Here is a 26,374-nt window from a genome sequence, read left to right on the forward strand (position 1 = left end):
CACTATCCTGGCCCGGTGAGCACCCCCGACAAGCCGCTCGCCGCGGCGCCTGACGAGACCGCGCCCGCACGCACCGAACGCCCCGTCCTGGTGGTGGACTACGGCGCCCAGTACGCCCAGCTCATCGCCCGACGGGTCCGCGAGGCGAACGTCTACTCCGAGATCGTCCCGCACACCATGAGCGTGGACGACATGCTGGCCAAGGACCCGGCCGGCATCATCCTCTCCGGCGGTCCCGCGTCGGTGTACGCCGAGGACGCCCCGGTCACCGACCCCGCGCTGTTCGAGGCCGGCGTCCCGGTCCTGGGAATCTGCTACGGCTTCCAGTCCATGGCGCGCGCCCTGGGCGGGACGGTCGCGAACACCGGCTCGCGCGAGTACGGCTCCACGGTGGTCCAGCTCGCGGCCGCCGGCGAGCTCCTCGCCGGCTCGCCCACCCAGCAGACCGTCTGGATGAGCCACGGCGACGCCGTCCAGGCCGCGCCCCAGGGGTTCGAGGTGCTCGCCACCTCCACCGGGTCCCCGGTCGCCGCCTTCGAGGACCGCGAGCGGCGCCTCTACGGCATGCAGTGGCACCCGGAGGTCAAGCACTCCGTCCTCGGGCAGGAGGCCCTCGAGCACTTCCTCTACGACGGCGCGAACCTGGCGCCGACCTGGACGCCCGGCAACGTCATCGCCGAGCAGGTCGAGGCCATCCGCGCGACGGTCGGCACCGACCGCGTCATCTGCGGCCTGTCCGGCGGCGTCGACTCCTCGGTGGCCGCCGCGCTCGTCCAGAAGGCCGTCGGCGACCAGCTCACCTGCGTGTTCGTCGACCACGGGCTGCTGCGCGAGGGCGAGGCCGAGGCGGTCGAGGAGGAGTTCGTCGCCGCCACGGGCGTGAAGCTCAAGGTCGTCGACGCGTCCGAGCGGTTCCTTGCCGCGCTGGCCGGGGTCACCGACCCGGAGACCAAGCGCAAGATCATCGGCCGCGAGTTCATCCGCGTGTTCGAGCAGGCGGCGCGGGAGGTCGTGGAGGAGGCGGGCGAGGCCGGCACCGAGGTGAAGTACCTCGTCCAGGGGACGCTGTACCCCGACGTCGTCGAGTCCGGCGGCGGCGAGGGCGCGGCCAACATCAAGTCCCACCACAACGTCGGCGGGCTGCCCGACGACCTGCAGTTCACGCTCATCGAGCCCCTGCGGGCCCTGTTCAAGGACGAGGTCCGCGCCGTCGGGCTCGAGCTGGGCGTGCCCGAGACGATCGTGTGGCGCCAGCCCTTCCCGGGCCCGGGCCTGGGCATCCGCATCATCGGCGAGGTGACCGCCGAGCGGCTGGCGATCCTGCGCGCGGCCGACGCGATCGCCCGCGAGGAGCTGACCAGGGCGGGGCTGGACCGGGACATCTGGCAGTGCCCAGTCGTGCTCCTCGCCGACGTGCGCTCCGTCGGCGTGCAGGGGGACGGGCGCACCTACGGGCACCCCGTCGTGCTGCGCCCGGTCTCCTCAGAGGACGCGATGACCGCCGACTGGTCCCGCGTGCCCTACGACGTGCTCGCCACGATCTCGACCCGCATCACCAACTCCGTGCCCGAAGTCAACCGCGTGGTCCTGGACGTGACGAGCAAGCCGCCGGGCACCATCGAGTGGGAGTGAGACGTGCGCGTCGCGCACGTCTCTGACTGCTACCCGCCACGCGTCGGCGGGATCGAGACCCAGGTCCACGATCTCGCCGTCGAACAGGTCAGGGCGGGGCTGGACGTGCACGTTCTCACGGCCACGGCCGCCTCGGCGGTCGCGGTGGGCCGCCGGAGCAGGTCGCCCGCCCCGCTGGAGCCGGGCGGCCCCACGGTGCACCGCCTCGCCACGGCGCTCACCCTGGGCGTGCCCGTCCATCCCCTCGAGGACGTCCTGCTGCGCCGGGCGCTGCGCGAGCTGCGCCCCGACGTCGTCCACGTCCACGCGGGGGTGCTGTCGCCGTTCGCGTACGCCGGTGCCCGCGCCGCCCGGCGCCTGGGCCTGCCCCTGGCGATCACGTGGCACTGCATGCTCGACGGCGTGGTGCCGCTCTACCGCGTCGGCGCCCGGCTGACCGGCTGGGACCGGGCGCCGATGGCCGTCTCGGCGGTCTCCACGGTCGCCGGCCGCCGCGTGGCGGAGGTCCTAGGGCGCCCGCCGGGCGACGTCCTCGTGCTGACCAACGGCCTGGACGTCGCCGCGTGGGCGCCCCCGCGCACGTCCGGTGCGCCGGCACCGGGCACCCCCGACCCGCGGACCCCGCCGCTTCCGCCGTCGGGCGCGCTGCGGGTGGTCGCGACCCAGCGCCTGGCTCCGCGCAAGCGGGCGGTGCCGCTCGTCCGCGTGGTCGCGGCGGTGCACGAACGGCTGGGGCACGACGGCGCCGGCCGGCCCCGCGTGCACCTGAGCCTCGTCGGCTCGGGCCCCGCGGAGGCCTCGGTGCGCGCCGAGGTGGACAGGCTCCGCCTGACCGACGTCGTCGAGGTCGTGGGCCGAGTCCCTCGCGAGCAGCTCGCCGCGCGGTACGCGGGGGAGCACGTCTTCGTGGCCCCGGCGCGGCTGGAGGCGTTCGGGATCGCCGCGCTGGAGGCGCGCGCGGCGGGGCTGGCGGTGGTGGCCGGGCGCGGGACCGGCGTGAGCGAGTTCGTCACCGACGAGGTCGACGGACTCCTCGCCCGGGACCGCCCCGACGGGCTGGACGATGCCGCCTCCGACGCGGCCCTCGCAGACGCGCTCGTCCGGCTGGCGCAGGAGGACGGTCTCCTGGGCCGGATCCTGGCGCACAACCGCGCGACACCTCCCGCCGCCGACTGGGCCGACGTGCTCGCGGCGGCGCAGCGGCTGTACGTCCGCGCCGGCGATCGGTCCGCCGGGCCGTGGCCGCAGAGCGGGCCGTCAGACCTCGCCTAGGACCTTTGTCGCGATGGGCCCGAAATGTCTGGCCTAGTTTTCTTGGTGTAGCACGACGGACGGCGGAAAAGCGCCGGACCAGAAGGCAGGAGGGGCCGGCTCGACGTGAGCCAGCGCCGCACCGAGACCGAGAGTCCTGGAAGGACACAATCATCATGAAGAGCGCCCCCGCCAAGATCACGGGAATCATCGCCATCATTGCCGGCATCGTTTTCATCGTCGCCGGTGGGGTCACCTGGGGCATGATCTCCAGCCAGCTCAGCGACCAGAAGATCACGGTCTCGGAGGACTCGCCGATGCTGCCCGGGGACACGGTCGACGGCCCGTTCTCGGCCTACGCCCAGGCGGGGATCATCAACACCCACGCGCTGAAGGCCACCGAGGGCAAGACCTACGCGGAGCTGGGGGCCGCCGTCAACGCGGCCAAGGAGTCCGGTGACACCGCCGCCGCCGAGGAGCTGCAGACCCAGCGCAACACGGTCATGAACGCCTCGTTCCTGCGGGCCTCGCTGTTCACCTCGGTCGTCGCCTACGGCGTCGCCGCCCTGGTCATGGGCCTGGGTGTCGTCCTCATCCTCGTCGGCTGGGCCTTCAACTCCCTGAGCGCTGCGGCCCCGATGGTCGTGGCCCCCACCCGCGAGCGGGTCAACGCCTGAGGGCACCACGTCCGCCCAGGGGCGGACCCTGACACCACGGACGCCGTGGGCGAGCGCTCGCCCACGGCGTCCGTGACGCGCGGGGCAGGAATATGAGCGAGTTGCCCGCATCACTTCCGACATGGGACCTTCGTCGCGTTGACGCAGAATTGTCCGTTATAGGTTGTTCTCGTTGACACGCGATCCGGGCAGGCCGCCCGGGACGCAGGAGAGCCGGCTCGACGTGAGCCAGCGCCGCACCGAGACCGACAGAAGGACGAAACCATGAGAAGCGCCCCCGCCAAGATCACGGGAGTCATCGCCATCATCGCCGGAATCATTTTCATCGTCGCCGGTGGCGTCACCTGGGGCATGATCTCCAGCCAGCTCGCCGACCAGAAGATCACGGTCTCGGAGGACTCGCCGATGCTGCCCGGGGACACGGTCGACGGCCCGTTCTCGGCCTACGCCCAGGCGGGGATCATCAACACCCACGCGCTGAAGGCCACCGAGGGCAAGACCTACGCGGAGCTGGGGGCCGCCGTCAACGCGGCCAAGGAGTCCGGTGACACCGCCGCCGCCGAGGAGCTGCAGACCCAGCGCAACACGGTCATGAACGCCTCGTTCCTGCGGGCCTCGCTGTTCACCTCGGTCGTCGCCTACGGCGTCGCCGCCCTGGTCATGGGCCTGGGTGTCGTCCTCATCCTCGTCGGCTGGGCCTTCAGCTCCCTGAGCAAGGCGGCCCCCCAGGTCGCCGGTGAGGCACGCGAGCGCGTCCTGGCCTGACGGCCCCCGGGACCCGGTCCCCGAACGCACACATCACCCGGCGCCGTGGGCGAGGTTCTCGCCCACGGCGCCGCGTGGTGTGTGGTGCCCGGGCGCCTACCCGCCGGTGCCCGCGCCGGGGCCTCGGTCCCGGCGCGATCGCTGCAGGAGCGGCACGAGCAGCAGGGTCACGGCGGCGAGGAGCAGCACGACGATCACCGCGAGCTGCAGGTCGAGGCGGAAACCCAGGGCCACGGCGACGGCGGCCGCCCCGCACAGCGCCAGAACCAGGCCCAGGACGAGGGTGCCCGACCGCGGGCCCCGTGAGGTGGTGGCGGGAGCCGGGGGCGCCCCGGTGGAGGCCGACCAGACCGTCGACCCGGCGGGGGAGCCGACGGAGCCGCGGCTCTCATCAGCCCCCGCGGTGGTCCTCGGGAGGGACGTCGTGTCCGGCTCCGGGCCCCGGGCGGGGAACGACTCGGTCTCCGCCTCGGTCCTCGCGGGCGTCGCCGGGGGGACGGGGCGTCCCAGGGGCTCGGTCTCGTGCTCGTTCATCGCTGCTCCTCGTTGCTCGTGCCCACGGTGACCTGGCCGGCCCCACCGACGTCGGCGGGAAGCGCCGCCCCGGTGGCCTGCTCGCCCGCGGTCACGGGGTCGTCCTCGACCACATAGATCCGGCCGGCACCGGAGTTCGCCACGACGACGACGTCGGCGCCGTCGCGCTGGGCGGCGGGGGACTGCAGCGTCGTGTCGATGCCGAGCCCGTTGCCCCAGGTGGTGTGCACGCGGCTGCCCGTGTCCTCCGCCGTCGGGGTCCCGCCGTCGGAGAAGGCGCCGGACCAGCCGGGCTGGGTGCGGGACTCGACGATGCCCGCCCCCACGGAGGCCTCCACGCGGAGGGCCGTGTCGGCGGGGACCCTGATCGTGACGTCCCCGGCGCCGACGTCCACCGGGATGGTGACGGACCCGGTGCCGATCGGAAGGTCGGCGAGGTTGATCTCGAGGTTCCCCGCGGCCAGCTCGTAGCCGCGTGCGGCCGCCGCTGCGGTGCTGGGCGAGACGGAGAGGTCACCGACCCCCGCGCGGCGGGACAGGTCGATGCCGGCGGGGACCGCGGTGGCGGCCATCGTGCCGGGAACCACGACGAGCGCGAGGAGCACACCGAGGACGGCGAGGACGCCACCCCGGCGGCCGCGGGCTCCGGAGATCAGCACGCCCAGACCCAGGAGCGCGAGGACCGCGCCGCCGATCATGAGCGGCAGCAGCCAGCCGACCGCGATGTTGCCCGTCCGGTCGAGGAGCAGCAGGGCGGCGACGGCGGCGAGGCACAGCGCCAGCACGACGGCTACCACGCTCTGGCCCGGTCCCGGCGTGACGGGGCGCGGGGGCACCGGCGGCGGGGTCGGTCGGGGGGCGACCGGCCCACCCGTGCCCGACCAGGGCGGCGCGGCCCCGGGAGCCGCGGGCGCGGACCATGCCGGCGCGGGGCCGGCGGAACCGTGCCAGGGTCCGGCGGTCGACGGGGCGGGGCCGGCGGTCGACGCGGCGGGGCCGCCAGCCGGAGTCACGGAGGGCGCCGCGGCGGACCATGTCGGCGTGCCGGAGGGCGCCGCGGCGGGCCACGTGGGGGAGCCGGACGGCGTCACCGGTTGGCGCGGGGGCCGGGGGCCACGGTTGCGGGCGAGGGCGTAGACGCCGACGACGATCACGGCGATGCTCGCGAGACTGACGAGCGACCAGAAGTAGCCGTCGCTGCCTGACCAGGTGCCCCACCACGTGCCCGGCCGGGAGATCCCGATGACGACGAAGGCGAGGGCGCCGGCCAGCGCCGCGTCGACGTTCCCGCGCAGCGCCTCCTGAAGGTGGATGCGCCCGTCGGACTCCTCCGGCAGCAGGGCCCAGGCGACGCCGTAGAGCAGCATGCCGAGACCGCCGAAGAGGGTCATCACGACGAGGATGCCACGCACGAGCAGGGGGTCGACGTCGAGCCGGCGTGCCACGCCCGCGGCGACGCCGCCGATCCACCGGTCCTCGCCCCGCCAGACGCCGGTGCGGCGAAGGGAGTCGAAGAACCCGCTGCTCGCGGGCGTCGCCTGCCAAGCGGGCGGGGGCCCCGGCGGTCCGTACTGTCCCGCCCCGTACGAGGTGGAACCGTACTGTCCCGGGCCGGACGGCGCGGGGCCGTACTGGCCGGGCCCGGGTGGGCCGTACCGGCCGGGACCGTACTGGCCGGAATGCTCGTAGGTGCTCTGACCGGCGCCGGGCTGCTGGCCCTGCGTCCCTGGAGCCTGCTGGCTCTGCGAACCGGCTGGGCCGGAGTCGTCCTGGCCGGTGCCCCGGGGGCCGGGGCCCGCCGGGTCGGCGCCCGAAGGCATGTCTGTCGTGTTCATGGCTCCAGCCAACCGCCCCGGGGGATCCGCCGACCATCGGGGACCACCCTGGTCCGACCCTGATCTTCGCCCCGCCCGACCCTGGATCACGGCGCGCGCCTGGGGTGGCGGCGCTCTGACGTGTGACGATGGGGCCGTGACCACGCCTGCCCCGACGAGCCGCCGGCTCCCGCTGCGCCGGCCCCGCCAGGGGCGGGTGCTCGGTGGCGTCTCCGCCGGGCTCGCGGCGCACCTGGGCTGGACCGTGGCCGCGGTGCGCTGGGCGTTCGTGCTCACCACCCTCGTCGCGGGCGCCGGCGCGGCGATGTACGTCTGGCTCTGGCTCCTGGTGCCGTCCGGTGACCCGCGCGACGCCGCACCGCCCGCGCGGGCCCGGCTGGCTCCGCGCCTGAAGGTGTGGCAGCTCTCGGCGACGGCGCGGGACCTGACCATCGCCGTCGTGCTGCTCGCCGTCGCGGGCCTGCTGCTGCTGGGGCGCACCCATACCGCGCAGCCCGCCACGTGGCTGGTTCCCGTCCTCATCGTCGCGGCCGGGGCGGCGCTGGCCTGGGGGCAGCTCGCCGAGGTCGCGCGCACCGGGGGTCCGGACGGGTCGCGCAGGCGCGGCGCGGTGGTGGTGCGCGTGGCGGCCGGGGTGGCGCTCGCCGTCCTCGGTTCGCTGCTCCTCGTCGGGCGCAGCGAGGGGCTCGGCGTCCTGCTGCGCGGCGCGGCCGCCGGGCTCGCCATCGTCGCGGGCATCGCCGTCGTGCTCGCCCCCCTGCTGCTGCGCCTGGTGCGCGAGCTCGGCGCGGAGCGGGAGGCCCGGGCCCGCGAGGCCGAGCGCGCCGACATCGCCGCCCACCTGCACGACTCCGTGCTGCAGACCCTGTCCATGATCCGTGCGCGCGCCGGGGGCAACGAGGACGTCGCCCGTCTCGCCCGCGCGCAGGAGCGCGAGCTGCGCGAGTGGCTCTACACCGACCGGCCCGCGCCGGGGACGTCCATCGCCGACGACGTGCGCCAGGCGGCCGCGGAGGTCGAGGACCGCCACGGGGTGGCGATCGAGGTGGTCACCGCCGGCGACGCCGTGCCCGACGACGCGACGCCCGCGCTCGTCGCCGCGACGCGCGAGGCGCTCGCCAACGCCGTCGTCCACGGCCGACCGCCGGTCAGCGTGTACGTCGAAGTGGGGCCCGAGCAGGTGGAGGTCTTCGTCCGCGACCGGGGTGACGGCTTCGACGTCGCCGCCATCCCCGAGGACCGCCACGGCGTGCGGGAGTCGATCATCGGGCGCATGAACCGCCACGGCGGGAGCGCGGACGTCCGCGCCCGGCCTGCCGGCACCGAGGTGCATCTGGCCATGCCACGGAAGGGGCAGCAGTGAGTGAGGAAGCTAGCACCACGGCGGAGGGCGGCGCGCGCCGGATCCGCGTGCTCATCGTCGACGACCACGCGCTGGTGCGCGCGGGCGTGCGGGCCGAGCTGGCCACCCATGCCCCGGACATCGACGTCGTGGGGGAGGCCGACGACGTCGAGGGCGCTGTGGCCGCCGCCCACGCGCTGCGCCCCGACGTCGTCCTGCTCGACGTCCACCTGCCCGGCGGGCACGGGGGCGGCGGCGCCGAGGTGGTCGCGGCGTGCGCGGACCTGCTCGCCGGGACCCGGTTCCTGGCGCTGTCGGTCTCGGACGCCAGCGAGGACGTCGTCGCGGTGATCCGTGCCGGCGCACGCGGCTATGTGACCAAGGCGATCAGCGCGCAGGAGCTGGCGGAGGCGGTGCGCCGGGTGGCCGCCGGCGACGCCGCGTTCTCGCCCCGCCTTGCCGGCTTCGTCCTGGACGCCTTCGGCACGGCCGCCGCGGACGTCGCGGTGCACGACGACGAGCTGGACCGTCTCACCGCCCGGGAGCGGGAGGTCATGCGGCTCATCGCCCGCGGGTACACCTACAAGGAGGTCGCCGCGGAGCTGTTCATCTCCATCAAGACGGTGGAGACCCACGTCTCCGCCGTCCTGCGCAAGCTCCAGCTCTCCTCCCGCCACGAGCTGACGCGCTGGGCGGCCGCCCGCCGGCTGCTGTGACCCGCGCCGGCGGCGGTGTGACGAGGCTCTCGCCGCCCGGCGGCCCGCTTGGCGACGACGTGTCAGAAACTTTCCTAGGGTGGCGGTTATGGACATCGTCAGCGGCATCTTCCTCGTCATCCACATGATCGGCTGGGCGATCGTGCTCGGCGGCACGCTGACCCACCTGCGGCCGCCGCGCATCGCGAAGGGCGTCACCCACGGCGCGCTGACCGCCCTCGTCGCCGGCCTGGTGCTGACCGGCCTGGCCGAGATGGGCGACGGCGACGTGAACCACGTCAAGATCGCGGTCAAGCTCGTCGTCACCCTGGTGATCACGTTCCTGGCGTTCCGCGGCTCCCGCCAGGAGGAGAGGGCCACCACGGCCCTGGTCGGCTCCGTCGCCGGCCTGACCGTCCTGAACATCGCCATCGCCGTACTCTGGCGCTGACCGCTACCCGGAGGGCACCTCAGTGGAACCGATCGGTGAGCTCCTCGTCGGCCTCGTCATCCTCGTCGGCCTCGTCGGCGCCGTGGTCCAGCTCTACCCGGGTGGCCTCGTCGTCCTGGCGGCCGTCGCTGTGTGGGGCGTGGTCGCCGGGGGCGTCGTCGGATGGACGGTGCTCGTCGTCGCGGCCCTCGCCGTGCTGGGCGCGGGCGTGGCCAAGTACCTCCTGGCGGGGCGCTACCTCACCCGGGCCGGGGTCCCCGGACGCACCCTGCTCGTCGGCGGCGTGCTCGGCGTCGTCGGGTTCTTCGTCATCCCGGTCGTGGGCCTGCCCATCGGCTTCGTGGCCGGCGTGTACCTCGCCGAGATGGCCCGCCGCCGCAACCAGGGCGAGGCCTGGCGCGCCACCGTGGCTGCCCTCAAGGCCACGGGCCTGACCGTCCTCATCGAGCTGGCCGGGGCGCTCGTCGCCACCGGCGCCTGGGTTGTCGGCCTCCTCCTGACCTGAGGCGTCGCTCACGGCCGGCCCCGTCCCTGTGGGCCGCGTGCCCGGGTGTCGGTGGGCCCGCTTACGCTTGTGACGAGATGACTTCACTGTTTGACAACCTGCCCCTGCCCGGCCTGTCCTCCCTGGACCTGCCGCCGCTGCCCGCTGCCCTCGCCCCGCGGGACGACCCCGACGAGTACCGGGCGGGCCCGCCACCCGGGGCGGAGCTCGGTGCCGTGCGCCGCGGCGCCGCGGCGCCGCTGGCCTCCCAGGCCGTGCTGACCGCCGGCGCGCCGGGCCCGGACGCCGCGCAGTCCGAGGATCCGGTGGCGCGCGCCCGCCGACGCGCGGGCCTGGAGACCTCGGCTCGCCCGGGGCGCCCCGAGCTGGACCCCGCGATGCTGGTGGAGGGGCTCAACCCGCAGCAGCGCGCCGCCGTCGTCCACACCGGCGGGCCGCTGCTGATCGTGGCCGGCGCCGGCTCGGGCAAGACCCGGGTGCTCACCCACCGCATCGCGTACCTGCTCGCCACGGGCAGGGCCCGGCCGGGCGAGGTGCTGGCGATCACGTTCACGAACAAGGCGGCGGCCGAGATGCGCGAGCGCGTCTCGGCGCTCGTTGGCCCGGCGGGGGCCCGGATGTGGGTGTCCACCTTCCACTCGGCGTGCGTCCGCATCTTGCGCAAGGAGCACGACGTGCTCGGGCTGCGCTCGAGCTTCTCGATCTACGACGCCGCAGACTCCCAGCGGCTGATGACCCTCGTGTGCCGCCAGCTGGACCTCGACCCCAAGCGGTTCCCGCCCAAGGCGTTCTCGCGCAAGGTCTCCGACCTGAAGAACGAGCTCGTCGACCCGGAGGACTACGCCGCAACCGTCGCCGACTCCGGCGAGTTCGACAGGTCGCTCGCCGAGGCCTACACCATGTACAACCAGCGCCTGCGTCAGGCCCACGCGCTCGACTTCGACGACCTCATCATGACGACCGTCAACCTGCTGCAGGCCTTCCCGGCCGTGGCGGAGCACTACCGCCGCCGGTTCCGCCACGTCCTGGTCGACGAGTACCAGGACACGAACCACGCCCAGTACGTGCTCATCCGCGAGCTCGCCGGGGTGGACCGGCCGGACGACCCGGCCGGGGACGGTGCCGGGCCGCGGGCGCTGCCGCCTGCGGAGCTGACGGTGGTCGGCGACGCCGACCAGTCCATCTACGCCTTCCGCGGGGCCACGATCCGCAACATCCTCGAGTTCGAGGAGGACTACCCGAGCGCCACCACGATCCTGCTGGAGCAGAACTACCGCTCCACGCAGAACATCCTCACCGCGGCCAACGCCGTGATCTCCCGCAACGCCGGACGCCGGGCCAAGAACCTGTGGACGGACTCGGGCGCCGGCGCCCTGATCGTGGGCTACGTGGCGGACTCCGAGCACGAGGAGGCCCGGTTCATCGCCGAGGAGATCGACCGGCTCGGCGACGAGGTGGGCACCCGCCCGGGTGACGTGGCGATCTTCTACCGGACCAACGCCCAGTCCCGGGCGCTGGAGGAGGTGCTGGTGCGCACCGGCATCCCGTACAAGGTCGTCGGCGGCACCCGGTTCTACGAGCGCAAGGAGATCAAGGACGCCGTCGCGTACCTGCGCGCGGTAGCCAACCCCGACGACGGCGTGAACCTGCGCCGCATCCTCAACGTGCCCAAGCGCGGGCTCGGGGACCGGGCGGAGGCCATGCTGGCCGCGCACGCCGAGCGGGAGCGCGTCTCCTTCGGGCAGGCCATCGCCGACGCCGCCGCCGGGCCCGGCGCGCAGCGCGACGGTGCCCCGGTGCCCGAGGTCATCGGACTGGCCACCCGCGCGCGCACCCAGGTGACGGCCTTCCACGAGCTCATGACCGGGCTGCGGGACATGGCCGGCGACGGCGCCACCCCCGCCGAGGTCCTCGACGCCGCCCTCGACCGGTCCGGGTACCTCGCGGAGCTGCGGGCGAGCGAGGACCCGCAGGACGCCACGCGCGTGGAGAACCTCGCGGAGCTGCACGCCGTGGCGGCCGAGTTCTCCGAGCAGGATCCCGAGGGCGACCTCGGCGACTTCCTCGAGCGGGTCTCCCTCGTGGCGGACTCCGACCAGATCCCCGACGCCGCCGGCGCCGACCAGGGGCAGGTCACCCTCATGACCGTGCACACCGCCAAGGGCCTGGAGTTCCCGGTCGTGTTCGTCACGGGCCTCGAGGACGGCACGTTCCCGCACCAGCGGTCCCTCAGCGAGGAGGACGAGCTCTCCGAGGAGCGCCGCCTCGCCTACGTCGCGCTGACGCGGGCGCGCGAGCGGCTCTACCTCTCCCGCGCCGCGGTGCGCACCGCCTGGGGGATGCCCCAGCAGTTCCCCGCATCCCGCTTCCTCGACGACATCCCCACCGAGCTCGTGGACTGGCGGCGCGCCGAGTCCTCCATGGAGACCCTGCGCGGGAGCGCCGGCTACGGGTCCGGCGGCTACGGCTCCGGCGGCTACGGCTCCGGGGGCCGGCGAGGCGGCGACGGGACCTCGCGCGGCGGTTCGGGGGCGCGCAGCGGCCCCGTGCGCACCGGCAGGCTCGGTTCCACCACGGACACGACGCCGAGCTTCGGGCCGGGCGCGCCCCGACCGGCCGGTGACATCCCCGGCCTGGACATCGGGGACAAGGTCACCCACGACAGCTATGGCGTGGGCACCGTCATCGGGCTGGAGGGCTCGGGCTCGTCCGCGGTGGCGAAGATCGACTTCGGTGGCGGGCAGACCAAGCGCCTGCTCCTCCGGTACTCGCCGGTCACGAAGCTCTAGCGGCGCGGGCCGGCCCCGCGCGGACTCCGTGCGGGGCCGGCAACCCGCCGTCGGCGTGCGGACCGGCAACCCGCCGCCCCGCGCGGCGTCCCGGCTCGTGTGGGTGCGCGCGCCTAACCTCGACCTGCACGGCACCTTCCGGCCCCGGGGAGGCACAGATGACCACGCAGGCGCTGCAGGAACGTGCGCCGCGTGCGCGCCCCGCCGGCGAAGACGGCCGCATCGAGGGACTGGACGGGCTGCGCGCCCTCGCCGTCGCCGCGGTGCTCGTGTACCACCTTCGCCCCGCGTCGTTGCCCGGCGGGTTCCTGGGCGTGGACATCTTCTTCGTCGTCTCCGGCTTCCTCATCACCACCCTGCTGCTGCGGGAGCTGCGCACGAAGCACCGTGTCGACCTGCCGCGGTTCTGGTTGCGGCGCGCCCGGCGGCTCCTGCCGGCGCTCGTCGGCGTCGTCCTGGTCAGCATCCCGTCCGCGTGGGCGGTCAACACCGACCTGCTCGTGAGCATCGGCCGGCAGGCCCTCGGGGCGCTCACCTTCTCCAGCAACTGGCTGGAGATCGCGGCCGGCTCCAGCTACTTCACCGCCACGGCCCCGCAGCTGTTCGTGAACTTCTGGTCGCTGGCGGTGGAGGAGCAGTTCTACCTCCTCTGGCCGATCCTCCTCGTCGCCCTTGTCGCGGCGACGTCGTCGGCGCGACAGCGCGTCCGGCTCGCCCTCGGGGCGGCCGCCGCCTCGGCCGGGCTCATGGCCGTGCTCCACACCCCGGGCCAGGACGCGACCCGCGTCTACTACGGGACCGACACCCACGCCTTCGGGCTCCTGCTGGGGGTGGCGCTCGCGTTCGCCTGGGCCGCGCCGGGCGGGGTCCTGCGCTCGCGGGGGTGGCGGCGGTGGCGGGCACGGACGGCCCTCGTCGCCCTCGCGGGGCTGGCGGCGCTCATGCTCACCCTGCGCCAGTCCAGCGCCTTCACCTTCCGCGGCGGCATCCTGCTCGCCTCGGTGCTCGCGATCGTGCTCGTCGCCGCGTTGCTGGGACCGCCCGGCCCCTTCCAGCGCCTGATGCGCCTGGCACCGCTGGAGTGGGTCGGGCAGCGCTCCTACGGGATCTACCTGTGGCACTGGCCGGTGCTGGTGATCCTCGCGGAGCTCCTGCCCACCGCGCACGACTCGCCGGCGCACTGGGCCCTGCGCGGGCTCGCGCTGGCGCTCACGCTCGCCATCGCGGCGGCGTCGTACCGGCTGCTCGAGCAGCCGGTACGCTCCCACGGCTTCCGGGGGGCCTGGCGGGCGTTCCGCGCCTCCCTGCGGAGCGCCGTCCCGCTCCGCCGCGTCCTCGCCCGCACGGTCGCCGGCGGGACGGGCGTCGCCGTCGTCGCCGCGCTCGTCGCCGTCGCGGTCGCGCCGGAGCGCACCCAGACCCAGAAGCAGATCGAGGCGGCCCAGCGGGCGGTCGACGCCTCGGCGGCCCAGGCGGGCAGAGTTGAGCTCCCCGCCGACGCGGACTTCACCATGCCCACGGGCGCGGAGATCACGGGCTTCGGCGACTCGATCGTCGTCACCAGCGCGGACGGCCTCGAGGCCCGCTTCCCGGGGATCATGCTCGACGCGCGCTCGATCCGGCGATGGTCCGACGGCGAGGCGGCCGTGGAGGGCCGCCTCGAGGAGGGCACGGTGCGCCGCGCCGTCTTCCTGGACTTCGGCACCAACGCCGGGGTGCGCGACAAGGCCCTCGTGCGCCGGGTGCTCGACTCCCTGGGGCCACGCCGGATGGTGGTGGTCGTCAACCTCTACGGCGGCAGCTACTGGATCCCCCAGGCGAACACGGCGCTCGACGCCGTCGTCGAGGACTACCCCAACGCCATCGTCGCGGACTGGCACTCGGCGGTCTCCGAGCGGCCCGAGCTGCTGCAGGCCGACGGCATCCATCCCGGCATCGAGGGGGCGCACCTCTACGCCAGGGTCGTCGCCGAGGCCTTCGCGGAGCTGTCGGAGCGCCTCACCGGTGTGCCGGTCCAGCTGCCCGGCGAGACGGCCGACGATCCGGCGTCCGGGACCGCGACGAACGCCCCGACGGACGGCTCAGTACCGGCGGACGGCTCCGTCCCGACGGACGGCCGGGCGGCCGGGCGGATGACGATCCCCCAGGCGGGGCCGCGGCCGACGACCCCTCGGACGCGCCCGCAAACGGCGGTGCCCTGCGGAAACCCGAGCCCGCCGGGCGCCCGAACGGATGACCCGGCGCGTCACCCCAGGTCGGTTCACGCGCCGTCCCGCACCGTGGGAAGGTGTGAGACCCACGCCACGGCGCGATAGGCTCTCGACCGAGATGTCTCGATGTCGAGGTATCTGGAGACTTCAACGGAAGGACGCAGCGGGGTGGACCTCTTCGAGTACCAGGCTCGTGACGTATTCGAGAAGCACGGCGTGCCCGTGCTCCGCGGGATCGTGGCGACAACACCCGCCGAGGCGCGGGCCGCGGCCGAGCAGCTCGGTGGTGGCACCGTCGTCGTCAAGGCGCAGGTGAAGACCGGTGGACGTGGCAAGGCGGGCGGCGTCAAGCTCGCCCACAGCCCCGAGGAGGCGGAGACCCACGCCTCCGCGATCCTTGGCATGGACATCAAGGGGCACACCGTGCACCGGGTGATGATCGCCGAGGGCGCCAAGATCGCCGAGGAGTACTACTTCTCGGTGCTCCTGGACCGCTCGAACCGCAGCTACCTCGCGATGGCCTCCGTCGAGGGCGGCATGGAGATCGAGGAGCTCGCGGTCGAGCGGCCCGAGGCGCTCGCCCGCGTCGCCGTCGACCCGGTCGTGGGCATCGACGCGGCCAAGGCCGCCGAGATCGTCGCCCAGGCGGGCTTCGCACCGGAGGTGGCCGACGAGGTCGCCGCCGTGATCGAGAAGCTGTGGACGGTCTACAAGGAGGAGGACGCGACCCTGGTCGAGGTCAACCCCCTCGTGCGTACCGAGGGCGGCGCCATCGTCGCGCTGGACGGGAAGGTCACGCTCGACGAGAACGCCGGGTTCCGCCACGCCGACCATGCCGAGCTCGAGGACAAGGCCGCCGCGGACCCGCTCGAGGCCAAGGCCAAGGCCGCCGGCCTGAACTACGTCAAGCTCGACGGCGAGGTCGGCATCATCGGCAACGGCGCGGGGCTGGTCATGAGCACCCTCGACGTCGTCGCCTACGCGGGCGAGCAGCACGGCGTGCGCCCCGCGAACTTCCTCGACATCGGCGGCGGCGCCGACGCCAACATCATGGCCAGCGGCCTGGACGTCATCCTCGGCGACCCGCAGGTCAAGAGCGTCTTCGTCAACGTCTTCGGCGGCATCACCGCCTGCGACCAGGTGGCCAGCGGCATCGTGCAGGCCCTGGACATCCTGGGCGACAAGGAGAGCAAGCCGCTCGTGGTGCGCCTGGACGGCAACAACGTCGTCGAGGGCCGGCGCATCCTCAACGAGGCCAACCACCCGCTCGTGACCCTGGTCGACACGATGGACGAGGCGGCCGCCAAGGCCGCCGAGCTCGCGGCCGCGAAGTAAGGACGGAACAGCAACAATGTCGATCTTCCTCAACGAGAGCTCCAAGGTCATCGTCCAGGGCATGACCGGGGCCGAAGGGCAGAAGCACACCCGCCGCATGCTCGGCTCGGGCACCCAGATCGTGGGCGGCGTCAACCCCCGCAAGGCCGGCACCACGGTCGACTTCGACGTCACGCCGATCGGCCCGGGCGCCGAGTCCCGCACCGCCGGCACCGTCTCGGTGCCGGTCTACGGCTCCGTCGTCGAGGCGCGGGAGGCCACCGGCGCCGACGTCTCGGTGATCTTCGTGCCCCCGGCCCACGCCAAGGGCGCGGTCGTCGAGGCCGTGGACGCGGGCATCCCGCTCGTCGTCATCATCACCGAGGGCATCCCGGTGGCGGACTCCGCCGAGTTCTTCACGTACGCGCAGTCCAAGGGCGTGCGCCTCATCGGCCCGAACTGCCCCGGCATCATCACGCCCGGGCAGTCGAACGTCGGCATCACCCCGGCGGACATCACCGGCCCCGGCAAGATCGGCCTGGTCTCCAAGTCCGGCACGCTGACCTACCAGATGATGTTCGAGCTGAGCGACATCGGGTTCACCACGGCCATCGGCATCGGCGGCGACCCGGTCATCGGCACCACGCACATCGACGCGCTGCAGGCCTTCCAGGACGACCCGGACACCGAGCTGATCGTGATGATCGGCGAGATCGGCGGCGACGCCGAGGAGCGTGCGGCGGACTTCATCAAGGCCAACGTGACCAAGCCGGTCGTTGGCTACGTCGCCGGGTTCACCGCCCCCGAGGGCAAGACGATGGGCCACGCGGGCGCCATCGTGTCGGGCTCGTCCGGGACCGCGGAGGCCAAGAAGGTCGCCCTCGAGGCGGCCGGGGTCAAGGTCGGCAAGACGCCGTCGGAGACCGCGCGCCTCGCGCGCGAGCTGCTGGGCGCCTGACCCCGCCCCGCACGGCGGCCGCATCGCGGTAGCCCCGAACAGGCCCCGCCCGGAGTTCCCCCGCGGAACTCCGGGGCGGGGCCTGTTCGCTGCCCGCCCCGGCCGGGACCGGTGAAGATCACCCGGGCCGACACGCCGCCCGGGCAACGCCCCGCCGACGCCGTCAGGCCGGACGATGGAGGGGATGCCCACCACGACCGAGCGCAAGGCGCCGCACGTCATCGAAGCTTCGACGTCGCAGCGGCGCCGCCGCATGCCCGAGGGCTGGATGCGCGGCCTCGTCGGGGGCGTCGAGTCGGCCGCGATCGGGCTGGTGACCGTGGTGGTGCCCGCCATCGCGACCTACGTGGCCACGGCCGCCGCGCCGGCCCTCGGTGACGCGTCGTGGCAGGCGGCGGCCGCCACCGGCACGTCGTTCTGGCTGCTCGGGCACGGCGGCACGATGGTCGTCGGCGGGGGAGCGGTCTCGGTGGTCCCGCTCGGGCTGGCCCTGCTCGGGGTGGCCCTGGCCTACGGCGCGACCCGGCGCATGCGGCTGGGGTCCGTCGGGGCCGCGGCCTTCGTGCCCGTGGGGTACCTCCTCGTGGTCCTGGTCGCCGCGGCCGCGTCGCCGCTGCCGACGAACCTGGCCGCGGCGGCGGCCGGCGGCCTGGCCGTCAGCACGCTCGGCGCCGCCCTGGCCCTGCGGCGCGGTCGCGTCCCCGCACCGCCCGGGTGGACACACCGGCTCCAGAAGGTCCCGGGCGCGGTCACCGACGGGCTGCTCGGCACGCTGTGGGCGCTCACCGGGCTCGCCGCGGTCGCGGTGGTGCTCGGCGCGCTCGCGGCGGTGGCCGGCTGGGACCGGATCCTCATGATCCAGGACGGCTACGCGCCCGACGTGGTCAGTGCGGTCGTGATGGTGCTCGCGCAGGTCGTGTACCTGCCCACCGCGCTCGTGTGGGCGCTCGCGTTCGCGGCCGGGCCGGGGTTCGCCGTCGGCGCCGGCACGCACTTCTCGGCCGCCGCCGTGACCACGGCGCCCCTGCCGGCGATCCCCCTGCTCGGCGCGCTGCCCTCGCCCGGGGCGTCGGCGCTGAGCTGGATCGTGCTGGCGCCCGTGGCGGTCGGCGTCGGGGTGGGGCTCTGGCTGGGCCGCCGCCGGCGCCAGGAGTCGTTGGCCTGGGCGGCGGCCGGTGCGCTGGTCGTGGGCGCCGGGGCGGCGCTCGTCACGGGTGCGCTCGCGCTGGCGGCGTCCGGCGGGATCGGCCCGGGGCGCATGTCCGTCGTCGGCCCGGAGCCCGCGGCCGTGGCCGGGATGCTGCTCGCGGAGGTCGGTGGCGGGGCGCTCGTCGTCGTCGTCGCGCTGCACCCGCGCACCTGGGAGCTCCTGGGTGCGGGCGCGCGGACGGCACGTGGACGCGCCGTCGGCGCCGTGCGGCGTGGGGGCGGGCGCGCGGCCGCGCCGTCGCACACGGATCCGCCGTCGCGCACGGAAGAGGCCCCGCACCCCGCACGGTCAGGCCCCACGGACCCGCGCAACGCCGGCGACGGCGGCCGCACCGGTGGCCGCACCGGCGACGGAGGCCGCACCGGCGACGGCGGCCATGCCGGCCGCGGCACGCCCGGGTGGGGCGGCACGAAGCTGTCCGACTGGACGCGCCCTCAGGACGCCTGACGTTCGACGACCTGCTGCATCTGACGGAGCCGGTCGTCGAGGGACCGCTCCAGCCGGGAGGTGCACGCGTCGCGGCCCTGCTCGGTGATCGCCGCCTGCGCGCACTCCGTGTACGCGCCGTACTCGCGCCACAGCACCGCCTGGCTCAGCGTCGCCATCCCCATGACGGCGGCCACCACGAGGCCGACGGCCAGCACGGTCGTCATGGCGCCGCGGATGCGGGCGGTCCGGACCTTCACCAGGGCGACGATCCCGAGCGCCAGGGCGGCCAGGCACAGCACCCCGGAGAGCAGCGGCCAGGGCCAGGGGAGGGTGAGGAGTCCGAGGGCCATCGCCACCAGCAGGAGCAGCCCGAAGCGGCGCACCGAGCGCAGCGCGTCCCGCTGCGCCGCGTCGGGACGCCCCGTGCCCGGACCGTCGGGACCGGGCGCTCCCGGCGCCGGTCGGGGCGTCCTCGTCGCGCCTGGGCGCGGTTGCGGCGGGCGGACCTGAGGGTTGGGCATGGTCCCATCATCGCCCACCAGGCGGTTACGCTCGCGCAGGTGAGCACTCCCTCGCCCCTTCCCCCCGACTCCGGTCCCGCGCCCGCCCCGAGGTCGCACCGACCGCGCCATCGCCCCGCCAGGCTGGTCGTGCTGGTCTCGGGTGGCGGCTCGAACCTCGCGGCACTGCTCGACGCGGCGCGCGACCCGGGCTACGGGGCCGAGGTCGTCGCCGTCGGCGCTGACCGTGAGGGCACCGGGGGCGTGGCCATGGCCCAGGCCGCGGGGCTGCCCACCTTCGTCGAGCGCGTGGGCGACCACGCCGACCGCGCGGACTGGGACGCGGCCCTGACGGAGCGGGTCGCGGCTCACGACCCCGACCTGGTCGTCTCCGCCGGGTTCCTCAAGCTGTGCGGACCGCGCTTCCTCGAGCGCTTCGACGGGCGGTACATCAACACCCACAACGCCCTGCTCCCCGCCTTCCCGGGCATCCACGGCCCGCGCGACGCCCTCGCGCACGGCGTCAAGCTCGCCGGCGCGACGCTGTTCTTCGTCGACGCCGGCATCGACTCGGGCGCGATCCTCGCGCAGGTCGCCGTCCCGGTCCTCGAGGACGACGACGAGGCGGCACTGACGGAGCGGATCAAGGTCGCCGAGCGGGCCCAGCTCGTCGAGCAGGTGGGGCGCCTCGCCCGCGAGGGCTGGGTCCTCGACGGCAGGCGGGTGCGCCTCGGAGCCAGGCGCTAAGATCGACCCCGGCCGTGACTGGCGAGGAAGGTGGCGTTAACCACCGGGGAGCGGCCGGCAGTCCCCTGCAGAGCACCGCGCGCCTGGGTGCCTGGGTCGGTGCCCGCACGGCACCCGTCACCCGTCTCTCGACCCAGGAGCACGCCATGAGCGCCATGTCCCAGCCAGAAGCCATCCAGCCCGTGGGGGACCAGGTCCCGCTGCGCCGCGCCCTCGTCTCGGTCTATGACAAGACCGGCCTGGAGGAGCTCGCCACCGCGCTGCACGCCGCCGGCGTCCAGATCGTGTCCACCGGCTCCACCGCCAAGACGATCGCCGCGGCCGGCGTCCCGGTCACGCCCGTCGAGGACGTGACCGGCTTCCCCGAGTGCCTCGACGGCCGCGTCAAGACCCTGCACCCGCGCGTGCACGCCGGCGTCCTCGCCGACCGCCGCAAGGCGAGCCACCGCGAGGAGCTCGCGGAGCTCGGCGTGGCGCCGTTCGACCTCGTCGTCGTCAACCTCTACCCGTTCACCCAGACCGTCGCCTCCGGCGCCGGGGTGGACGAGTGCGTCGAGCAGATCGACATCGGCGGCCCCACCATGGTGCGTGCCGCCGCGAAGAACCATCCCTCCGTCGCCGTGATCGTGGACCCGGCGCGCTACGACGACGTCGTCGCCGCGGCGACCGGCGGCGGCTTCACCCTCGCGCAGCGCCGGCGCCTCGCCGTGGCCGCGTTCGAGCACACCGCCGCCTACGACGTGGCCGTGGCGTCCTGGATGAGCGGGGTCTTCGACGAGGACGCCGAGGGGGCCGGCGACGTCGCGCCGCTGCCCGGGTTCACCGGCGGGGCGTGGCGGCGTCGCGCGGCGCTGCGCTACGGGGAGAACCCGCACCAGCGCGCCGCGCTCTACACGGCGGACGACGCCACCACCGGCATCGCTGGCGCCGAGCAGCTGCACGGCAAGGCCATGAGCTACAACAACTACGTCGACGCCGACGCCGCCGTGCGCGCCGCCTACGACCACGCGGGCCCCACCGTCGCCATCATCAAGCACGCCAACCCCTGCGGGATCGCGACGGGCGCGGACGTCGCGGAGGCCCACCGCAAGGCCCACGCCTGCGACCCGGTCTCCGCGTACGGCGGCGTCGTCGCCTCGAACCGACCGGTGACCGCCGCCATGGCGGAGCAGCTGGCGCCGGTGTTCACCGAGGTCGTGTGCGCGCCCGCGTTCGAGCCGGCGGCCCTCGAGATCCTCGAGCGCAAGAAGAACGTGCGGCTGCTCGTGGTCGACCCCGGCGAGCGTGGCGGCGTGGACCTGCGGCCGATCTCCGGCGGGGTGCTCGCCCAGGACCGCGACGCCGTCGACGCCCCTGGCGACACCCCGGACGGCTGGACCCTCGCGGCCGGACCGGCGGCGGACGAGCAGACCCTGGCCGACCTCACCTTCGCGTGGCGGGCGGTGCGCGCCGTGCGCTCCAACGCCATCCTCCTGGCAGACGACGGCGCGAGCGTCGGCGTCGGCATGGGCCAGGTCAACCGGGTGGACTCCTGCCGCCTCGCCGTCGAGCGGGCGAACACCCTCGGCGCACCGGTGGCCAGCGACGTCGAGGGCGCCGGTGGCGCCGCGAACGCCGACGACGCCGCGCGTGCCGCTGCCCCGGAGCGCGCCCGCGGGGCCGTGGCCGCGTCGGACGCCTTCTTCCCCTTCGCCGACGGCCTCCAGGTCCTCACCGACGCCGGGGTCCGCGCCGTCGTGCACCCGGGCGGGTCGATCCGGGACGAGGAGGTCATCGCGGCGGCGAACGCCGCCGGCATCACGATGTACCTGACGGGGACGCGCCACTTCGCGCACTGAGGCCCCGAGGCACTGGGCGAGCGGGCGTGGGACGCGCGCCGCACTTCACGGCCGCGTTCGCGCCGCGCTCAAGCCGCGACGTGCGAAACACCCGTCAGCCCTCGCCGAGTGGCACGAAACGGCTGGTGCTGGGACCGGGTCGTAACGTGTCGCTCGGCGGGTGGGGTGGGGGGGGGGCGAGTCCTAGGGTGCCCGTCCGGTGACGAGGCAGGGGAGCGCTCGCCCTCAGGCGACCGCCTTGCGCAACGGGACCTGGACGTCCCTGGCCCGGCCCACGTCGAGGACCGGGCGGGCGCCTGCGGCGAGCAGCCTGCGCAGGGCGCCGACGTCGCGCGGACGGTCCACGGTGAAGCCGGCGGTGAGCCGGCCCACGTCGCCGCCCGCGGAGGGCTCGACGAACAGCACCGTCCACGGCTCGCCGCCGTCGGCCCGGACCACGGGCCGGGCGGACGGGGACGGCCGCCCAACGAACATCAGCTCCCGGCCGAACTGCGTGGAGAAGACATAGGGCGCGGCGGGCGCCGGCACGTCGCCGCCCAGCAGACCGGCGACCAGCGCGGCGGGGTGGGAGAGCGCCGCGTCCCAGTGCCCGCCCGAGACCAGGCCGAGGCCGGGAACCTCCATGTCCGCGCAGTCGCCCACCGCCAGCACGGACGACGGGGCGCCCATCACACGTCCACCGGTGTCGACGCGCAGCGCGCCACGCGGCGTCAGGGGCATCGACCCGCCGAGCCAGCCGGTCGCCGGCCGCACCCCCACCGCGGCGAGGACGACGTCGGCCCGCAGCTCCTCCAGCCGACCGCCGTCGCGTGCCACGCCGCCGCCGGACAGCCGACCGGCGTCCCAGCCGGGCGCCACGCGGCCGTCGCCGCGCGACTCCTCGAGCGGGCCCGCGTCCGCGCCCGTGGCCACGACGACCACGCCCTCGCGCACCTCCGTGACCGTCGCACCGCAGCGCAGGTCCACGCCGGCTTCGGCGTACCAGGGGGCGGTGCGCGCGCCGACCTCCGGCCCGACCTGGCGGTACAGGGGCGTGGGGAGGGCCTCGACGACCGTGACGTCGCAGCCGTGGGCCGCGGCGAGCCCGACGACCTCGGCGCCGATCCACCCGGCCCCGACCACCACCAGGCGCGCGCCGGCCAGCAGGCGGGCGCGCAGCCGGGCGGCGTCCTCGGCGCCGTGCAGGACGCCCGCGCCGGACCAGCCCGCGGGCAGGACGGCGTGCGAGCCCGTGGCCAGGACGACGGCGTCGGCGCGCAGCTCCTCGGCGGCGGCCGCCCCGGCCGGTGCCAGGGTGAGGGTCGCGCCGTCGTCGTCCGCGTCCAGGCGCGCGGCCCGCCGCCCGAGCAGGACGCGGTCGGCCAGCGACCCGAGCTCCCCGTACCCGTCGTCGGCCAGCCACGCCGGCCCCGTGCGGGTGAAGAGCTCCTTCGACAGCGGGGGGCGGTCGTAGGGGGCGAGCGACTCCTCGCCGACCACCGTCACCTCCCCGTCGAAACCCTGGGCCCGCAGCTCGGCGGCGGTGCGCAGCCCGGCCAGGCCGGCTCCCACGACGACGACGGAGCGGGGGAGGGCGGGGCGGTCCCCGGACGTGGCAGCGATGGGCAGGTCGGGCACGGTGCCACGGTAGTCTCGGCGCATCATGCCCAGCACCAAAGCCCTCCGCGTCACGTTCATGACCGCCCTCCTGCTCGCGGTCGCCGGGGCGTGCGTGCTCGGGTTCGCCGTCAGCGGCCGGGCCGCCACGACGGCGTTCGCGGCCCTGCTCGCGGTGTGCGCGCTGCTGCGGGGCGTCGCGCCGGAGACCGTGGTGCCGGGGGCCCGGTCGAGGGCGTTCGACGTCGCGTTCCTGCTGGTGCTCGCGCTCGCGCTGGGCTACCTCGCGCCGTGGGGCGACGCGACGCTGCCCGTGGACAGCCAGTGAGATCCCTCACGGGCCGGTGAGCGCGGTCGTGACCGTGTGATCATGGGGTGATGAGCGAGCTCGTCATGAACGTCGTCCTTGTGCTGCTGTTCGTGCTCATCGGCGGTGTGTTCGCGGCGTCGGAGATGGCGCTCGTCTCCCTGCGTGACAGCCAGGTCAAGGCGCTCGCCGCCCACGGGAAGGCCGGCGCCCGCGTCGCCAAGCTGACGGGCGACTCCAACCGGTTCCTCTCCGCCGTCCAGGTGGGCGTGACGCTCGCCGGGTTCTTCTCGGCCTCCTTCGGCGCCTCGCAGATCGCGCCGATGATCGCCCCGGTGCTCCAGCGGTGGGGCATGCCCGCCGGCCTGGCCCACGGCGCGGCCTTCATCGGGACCACGCTCGTGGTCTCCTACCTCTCCCTCGTCTTCGGCGAGCTGGTCCCCAAGCGCCTGGCCATGCAGAGCGCGGAGAAGATCTCGCTCTTTGTCGCCACCCCGCTGGACCTCATCGCGTCCATCGCGCGGCCGGTGATCTGGCTGCTCGGCGCGTCCGTCAACCTCGTGATGCGGCTGCTCGGGCGGGACCCGAACGAGCGGCGTGAGGAGATGGGGACCGAGGAGCTGCGCTCGCTCGTGGCCGAGCACGAGCAGCTCGGCCTCCAGGAACGCGACATGGTCGTCGCCCTGCTCTCGGTCGGCGGGCGGACGGTGCAGGAGGTCATGACGCCGCGCACCGAGGTGGAGTTCCTCGACGCGGCCATGCCGATCAGCGAGGCGCAGCCCCTGGTCCGCACGCTCGAGCACTCCCGCTACCCCGTGCGCGGCGTCGACAACGACGACGTCCTCGGCTTCATCCACGTCCGCGACCTCATCCACCCCGACGAGTCCGTGGCCACCGTGGGCGACCTGGTCCGGGAGATCGAGTTCTTCCCCACCGGCAAGCAGGTGCTGGCCGCGCTGACCGAGATGCGCGCCAACCACGCCCACCTGGCCATCGTGGTCGACGAGTACGGCGGCACCGACGGCATCATTACCCTCGAGGACGTCGTCGAGGAGTTCGTCGGGCAGATCCAGGACGAGTACGACCGGGAGGTGCCCGAGGTCGTCGCCAACGGCACCACCGAGTCCCTCACGGGCCTGCTCGGGCGCGCGGAGGTGGCCAAGGTGCTCGACCGGGAGCTGCCCGATGGCCCCTACGACACCCTGGGCGGGTTCATCATGGCCGGGCTCGGCCGGGTGCCCGACGTCGGCGACTCCATGACCTGGGAGGATCTCGTGCTCACCGTGACCGCCGTCGACGGCCGCCGCGTGGACAGGGTCGACGTCCGCAAGTCCTGACGTCGCGCCGCCGGTGAGACTCGCCACCACGGATATCTCGATGTCGAGTAATCTGTGCGGTGGCGCCGGTGCCCCGGCGTACTGCGAAGTCGAGGCGCCCCCCCGGGGTGGTCAGGAGTGTGGCAGGACATGGCGAAGATCAAGGTGGCGGGACCGGTAGTCGAGCTCGATGGCGACGAGATGACCCGGATCATCTGGCAGTTCATCAAGGACCGCCTCATCCATCCCTATCTCGACATCGACCTGCGCTACTACGACCTGTCGATCCAGAGCCGTGACGCCACCGACGACCAGGTCACCATCGACGCGGCCAACGCGATCAAGGAGCACCACGTCGGCGTCAAGTGCGCCACCATCACGCCCGACGAGGCGCGGGTGGAGGAGTTCGGCCTGAAGAAGATGTGGGTCTCGCCGAACGGCACGATCCGCAACATCCTCGGCGGCGTCGTCTTCCGCGAGCCGATCATCATCTCCAACGTCCCGCGCCTGGTCCCGGGCTGGACCAAGCCGATCGTCATCGGCCGTCACGCCCACGGCGACCAGTACAAGGCGACCAACTTCAAGGTCCCCGGCGCCGGCCAGCTGACCATCACGTTCACGCCCGAGGACGGCTCGGAGCCGATCCAGCACGTCGTCGCCAACTACGGCCAGGACGGCGGCGTGGCGATGGGCATGTACAACTTCAACAAGTCCATCGAGGACTTCGCGCACGCCTCCTTCGCGTACGGGCTCCAGCGGGGCTACCCGGTATACCTGTCCACGAAGAACACGATCCTCAAGGCCTACGACGGCGCCTTCAAGGACATCTTCGCCGACGTCTTCGAGGCCCACTACAAGGACCAGTTCGACGCGGCCGGCCTCACCTACGAGCACCGCCTCATCGACGACATGGTCGCCTCGGCCATGAAGTGGGAGGGCGGCTACGTCTGGGCCTGCAAGAACTACGACGGCGACGTCCAGTCCGACACGGTCGCCCAGGGCTTCGGCTCGCTCGGCCTGATGACCTCGATCCTCATGACCCCGGACGGCCAGACCGTCGAGGCCGAGGCCGCGCACGGCACCGTGACCCGCCACTTCCGCCAGCATCAGGCCGGCAAGCCGACGTCCACCAACCCGATCGCGTCGATCTTCGCCTGGACCGGTGGGCTCAAGCACCGCGGCAAGCTCGACGGCACCCCCGAGGTGACCGGCTTCGCCGAGGCCCTCGAGGACGTCGTCATCAAGTCGGTCGAGTCGGGCAGGATGACGAAGGACCTGGCCCTCCTGGTCGGACCGGACCAGGAGTACCAGACCACCGAGGACTTCCTCGCCACGCTCGACGAGAACCTCCAGGCCCGCCTGGCCTGACCCCCGGGCGGCGGGGCCCGGCACGGCTGCCGGTCCCCGACGCTGCACGACCACCATGTAGATCCCCCGGTGCGCCCCCGAGCGACGTCGCGGCCATGGCCCGCG

At 74.3% G+C, this 26,374-nt stretch carries 22 protein-coding genes and 1 riboswitch; of the genes, 18 read left to right on the forward strand and 4 right to left on the reverse strand.

What is annotated here, in order from left to right; genetic code table 11:
• Positions 1-15: 15 nt before the first annotated feature.
• The 4 genes from guaA to EJK16_RS04110 all read left to right on the forward strand — a co-directional run bounded on the left by guaA (position 16) and on the right by EJK16_RS04110 (position 4,325).
• Positions 16-1,632, forward strand: a complete 1,617-nt coding sequence (guaA, locus tag EJK16_RS04095) for a glutamine-hydrolyzing GMP synthase (protein ID WP_127126628.1) — start codon at positions 16-18, stop codon at positions 1,630-1,632.
• Positions 1,633-1,635: 3 nt separating this feature from the next.
• Positions 1,636-2,904: a glycosyltransferase family 4 protein gene (locus tag EJK16_RS04100; RefSeq protein WP_127126630.1), complete on the forward strand. Its 1,269-nt coding sequence runs from the start codon at positions 1,636-1,638 to the stop codon at positions 2,902-2,904.
• A 155-nt stretch (positions 2,905-3,059) separates the two neighbouring features.
• The gene (locus EJK16_RS04105) at positions 3,060-3,560 is read left to right on the forward strand and encodes an aromatic ring-opening dioxygenase LigA (RefSeq protein ID WP_127126632.1); all 501 of its coding nucleotides are present in this window, start codon (positions 3,060-3,062) and stop codon (positions 3,558-3,560) included.
• 264 nt (positions 3,561-3,824) lie between these two features.
• On the forward strand, positions 3,825-4,325 hold the full coding sequence (locus EJK16_RS04110) for an aromatic ring-opening dioxygenase LigA (RefSeq protein ID WP_127126634.1): 501 nt from the start codon (positions 3,825-3,827) through the stop codon (positions 4,323-4,325).
• A 96-nt stretch (positions 4,326-4,421) separates the two neighbouring features.
• Here EJK16_RS04110 and EJK16_RS04115 read toward each other — a convergent pair whose 3' ends face one another.
• Together EJK16_RS04115 and EJK16_RS04120 are read right to left on the reverse strand one after the other, a co-directional pair.
• Positions 4,422-4,859, reverse strand: a complete 438-nt coding sequence (locus tag EJK16_RS04115) for a hypothetical protein (protein ID WP_127126636.1) — start codon at positions 4,857-4,859, stop codon at positions 4,422-4,424.
• Entirely contained in the window at positions 4,856-6,694 is a 1,839-nt protein-coding gene (locus EJK16_RS04120; protein WP_127126638.1) for a PspC domain-containing protein, read from the reverse strand. The genes EJK16_RS04115 and EJK16_RS04120 overlap by 4 nt, the downstream gene beginning before the upstream one ends.
• Positions 6,695-6,830: 136 nt before the next feature.
• Here EJK16_RS04120 and EJK16_RS04125 point away from each other — a divergent pair, with 136 nt between their 5' ends.
• The 9 genes from EJK16_RS04125 to EJK16_RS04165 all read left to right on the forward strand — a co-directional run bounded on the left by EJK16_RS04125 (position 6,831) and on the right by EJK16_RS04165 (position 18,615).
• Entirely contained in the window at positions 6,831-8,057 is a 1,227-nt protein-coding gene (locus tag EJK16_RS04125) for an ATP-binding protein (RefSeq protein ID WP_240645763.1), read from the forward strand.
• Positions 8,054-8,752 carry a response regulator transcription factor gene (locus EJK16_RS04130; RefSeq protein ID WP_127126642.1) on the forward strand — a complete coding sequence of 233 codons (699 nt, stop codon included), beginning with the start codon at positions 8,054-8,056 and terminating at the stop codon, positions 8,750-8,752. The genes EJK16_RS04125 and EJK16_RS04130 overlap by 4 nt, the downstream gene beginning before the upstream one ends.
• 88 nt (positions 8,753-8,840) lie before the next feature.
• Positions 8,841-9,182 (forward strand): hypothetical protein, encoded by a 342-nt coding sequence (locus EJK16_RS04135; protein ID WP_127126644.1) that lies wholly within the window; start codon positions 8,841-8,843, stop codon positions 9,180-9,182.
• Between the two features lie 22 nt (positions 9,183-9,204).
• Positions 9,205-9,687 (forward strand): DUF456 domain-containing protein, encoded by a 483-nt coding sequence (locus EJK16_RS04140; protein WP_127126646.1) that lies wholly within the window; start codon positions 9,205-9,207, stop codon positions 9,685-9,687.
• A 77-nt stretch (positions 9,688-9,764) separates the two neighbouring features.
• Positions 9,765-12,476, forward strand: a complete 2,712-nt coding sequence (gene pcrA, locus EJK16_RS04145; protein WP_127126648.1) for a DNA helicase PcrA — start codon at positions 9,765-9,767, stop codon at positions 12,474-12,476.
• 158 nt (positions 12,477-12,634) lie between these two features.
• Positions 12,635-14,791: an acyltransferase family protein gene (locus EJK16_RS04150; RefSeq protein ID WP_127126650.1), complete on the forward strand. Its 2,157-nt coding sequence runs from the start codon at positions 12,635-12,637 to the stop codon at positions 14,789-14,791.
• 63 nt (positions 14,792-14,854) lie between these two features.
• Positions 14,855-16,021 carry an ADP-forming succinate--CoA ligase subunit beta gene (gene sucC / locus EJK16_RS04155; protein WP_127126695.1) on the forward strand — a complete coding sequence of 389 codons (1,167 nt, stop codon included), beginning with the start codon at positions 14,855-14,857 and terminating at the stop codon, positions 16,019-16,021.
• A gap of 16 nt (positions 16,022-16,037) precedes the next feature.
• The gene (sucD, locus tag EJK16_RS04160) at positions 16,038-16,958 is read left to right on the forward strand and encodes a succinate--CoA ligase subunit alpha (protein WP_127126652.1); all 921 of its coding nucleotides are present in this window, start codon (positions 16,038-16,040) and stop codon (positions 16,956-16,958) included.
• 184 nt (positions 16,959-17,142) lie between these two features.
• Positions 17,143-18,615, forward strand: a complete 1,473-nt coding sequence (locus EJK16_RS04165; RefSeq protein ID WP_127126654.1) for a DUF6350 family protein — start codon at positions 17,143-17,145, stop codon at positions 18,613-18,615.
• Here EJK16_RS04165 and EJK16_RS04170 read toward each other — a convergent pair.
• Positions 18,603-19,118 (reverse strand): hypothetical protein, encoded by a 516-nt coding sequence (locus EJK16_RS04170; protein ID WP_127126656.1) that lies wholly within the window; start codon positions 19,116-19,118, stop codon positions 18,603-18,605. The two genes, EJK16_RS04165 and EJK16_RS04170, sit on opposite strands and share 13 nt — an antisense overlap.
• 39 nt (positions 19,119-19,157) lie before the next feature.
• Here EJK16_RS04170 and purN point away from each other — a divergent pair, with 39 nt between their 5' ends.
• A complete protein-coding gene (gene purN, locus EJK16_RS04175; protein ID WP_127126658.1) occupies positions 19,158-19,844 on the forward strand; it encodes a phosphoribosylglycinamide formyltransferase in 687 nt (228 codons plus the stop codon).
• A gap of 4 nt (positions 19,845-19,848) precedes the next feature.
• Positions 19,849-19,940: riboswitch (ZMP/ZTP riboswitch) on the forward strand.
• A 50-nt stretch (positions 19,941-19,990) separates the two neighbouring features.
• Complete coding sequence (gene purH / locus EJK16_RS04180; RefSeq protein ID WP_127126660.1) at positions 19,991-21,682, forward strand: bifunctional phosphoribosylaminoimidazolecarboxamide formyltransferase/IMP cyclohydrolase; 1,692 nt, start codon at positions 19,991-19,993, stop codon at positions 21,680-21,682.
• A gap of 225 nt (positions 21,683-21,907) precedes the next feature.
• On the opposite strand, the gene EJK16_RS04185 is transcribed toward purH, so the two are convergent.
• Positions 21,908-23,299: an NAD(P)/FAD-dependent oxidoreductase gene (locus EJK16_RS04185; RefSeq protein WP_240645764.1), complete on the reverse strand. Its 1,392-nt coding sequence runs from the start codon at positions 23,297-23,299 to the stop codon at positions 21,908-21,910.
• Between the two features lie 25 nt (positions 23,300-23,324).
• Here EJK16_RS04185 and EJK16_RS04190 point away from each other — a divergent pair, with 25 nt between their 5' ends.
• The 3 genes from EJK16_RS04190 (at position 23,325) to EJK16_RS04200 (ending at position 26,269) form a co-directional block, all read left to right on the forward strand.
• On the forward strand, positions 23,325-23,606 hold the full coding sequence (locus tag EJK16_RS04190; RefSeq protein WP_127126662.1) for a DUF3017 domain-containing protein: 282 nt from the start codon (positions 23,325-23,327) through the stop codon (positions 23,604-23,606).
• Positions 23,607-23,656: 50 nt separating this feature from the next.
• Positions 23,657-24,922 carry a hemolysin family protein gene (locus tag EJK16_RS04195; protein ID WP_127126664.1) on the forward strand — a complete coding sequence of 422 codons (1,266 nt, stop codon included), beginning with the start codon at positions 23,657-23,659 and terminating at the stop codon, positions 24,920-24,922.
• Positions 24,923-25,051: 129 nt separating this feature from the next.
• On the forward strand, positions 25,052-26,269 hold the full coding sequence (locus tag EJK16_RS04200; protein ID WP_127126666.1) for an NADP-dependent isocitrate dehydrogenase: 1,218 nt from the start codon (positions 25,052-25,054) through the stop codon (positions 26,267-26,269).
• Positions 26,270-26,374: the final 105 nt, after the last annotated feature.

It is taken from the genome of Georgenia sp. SYP-B2076 (assembly GCF_003991205.1).
Classification (GTDB): Bacteria; Actinomycetota; Actinomycetes; order Actinomycetales; family Actinomycetaceae; genus Georgenia.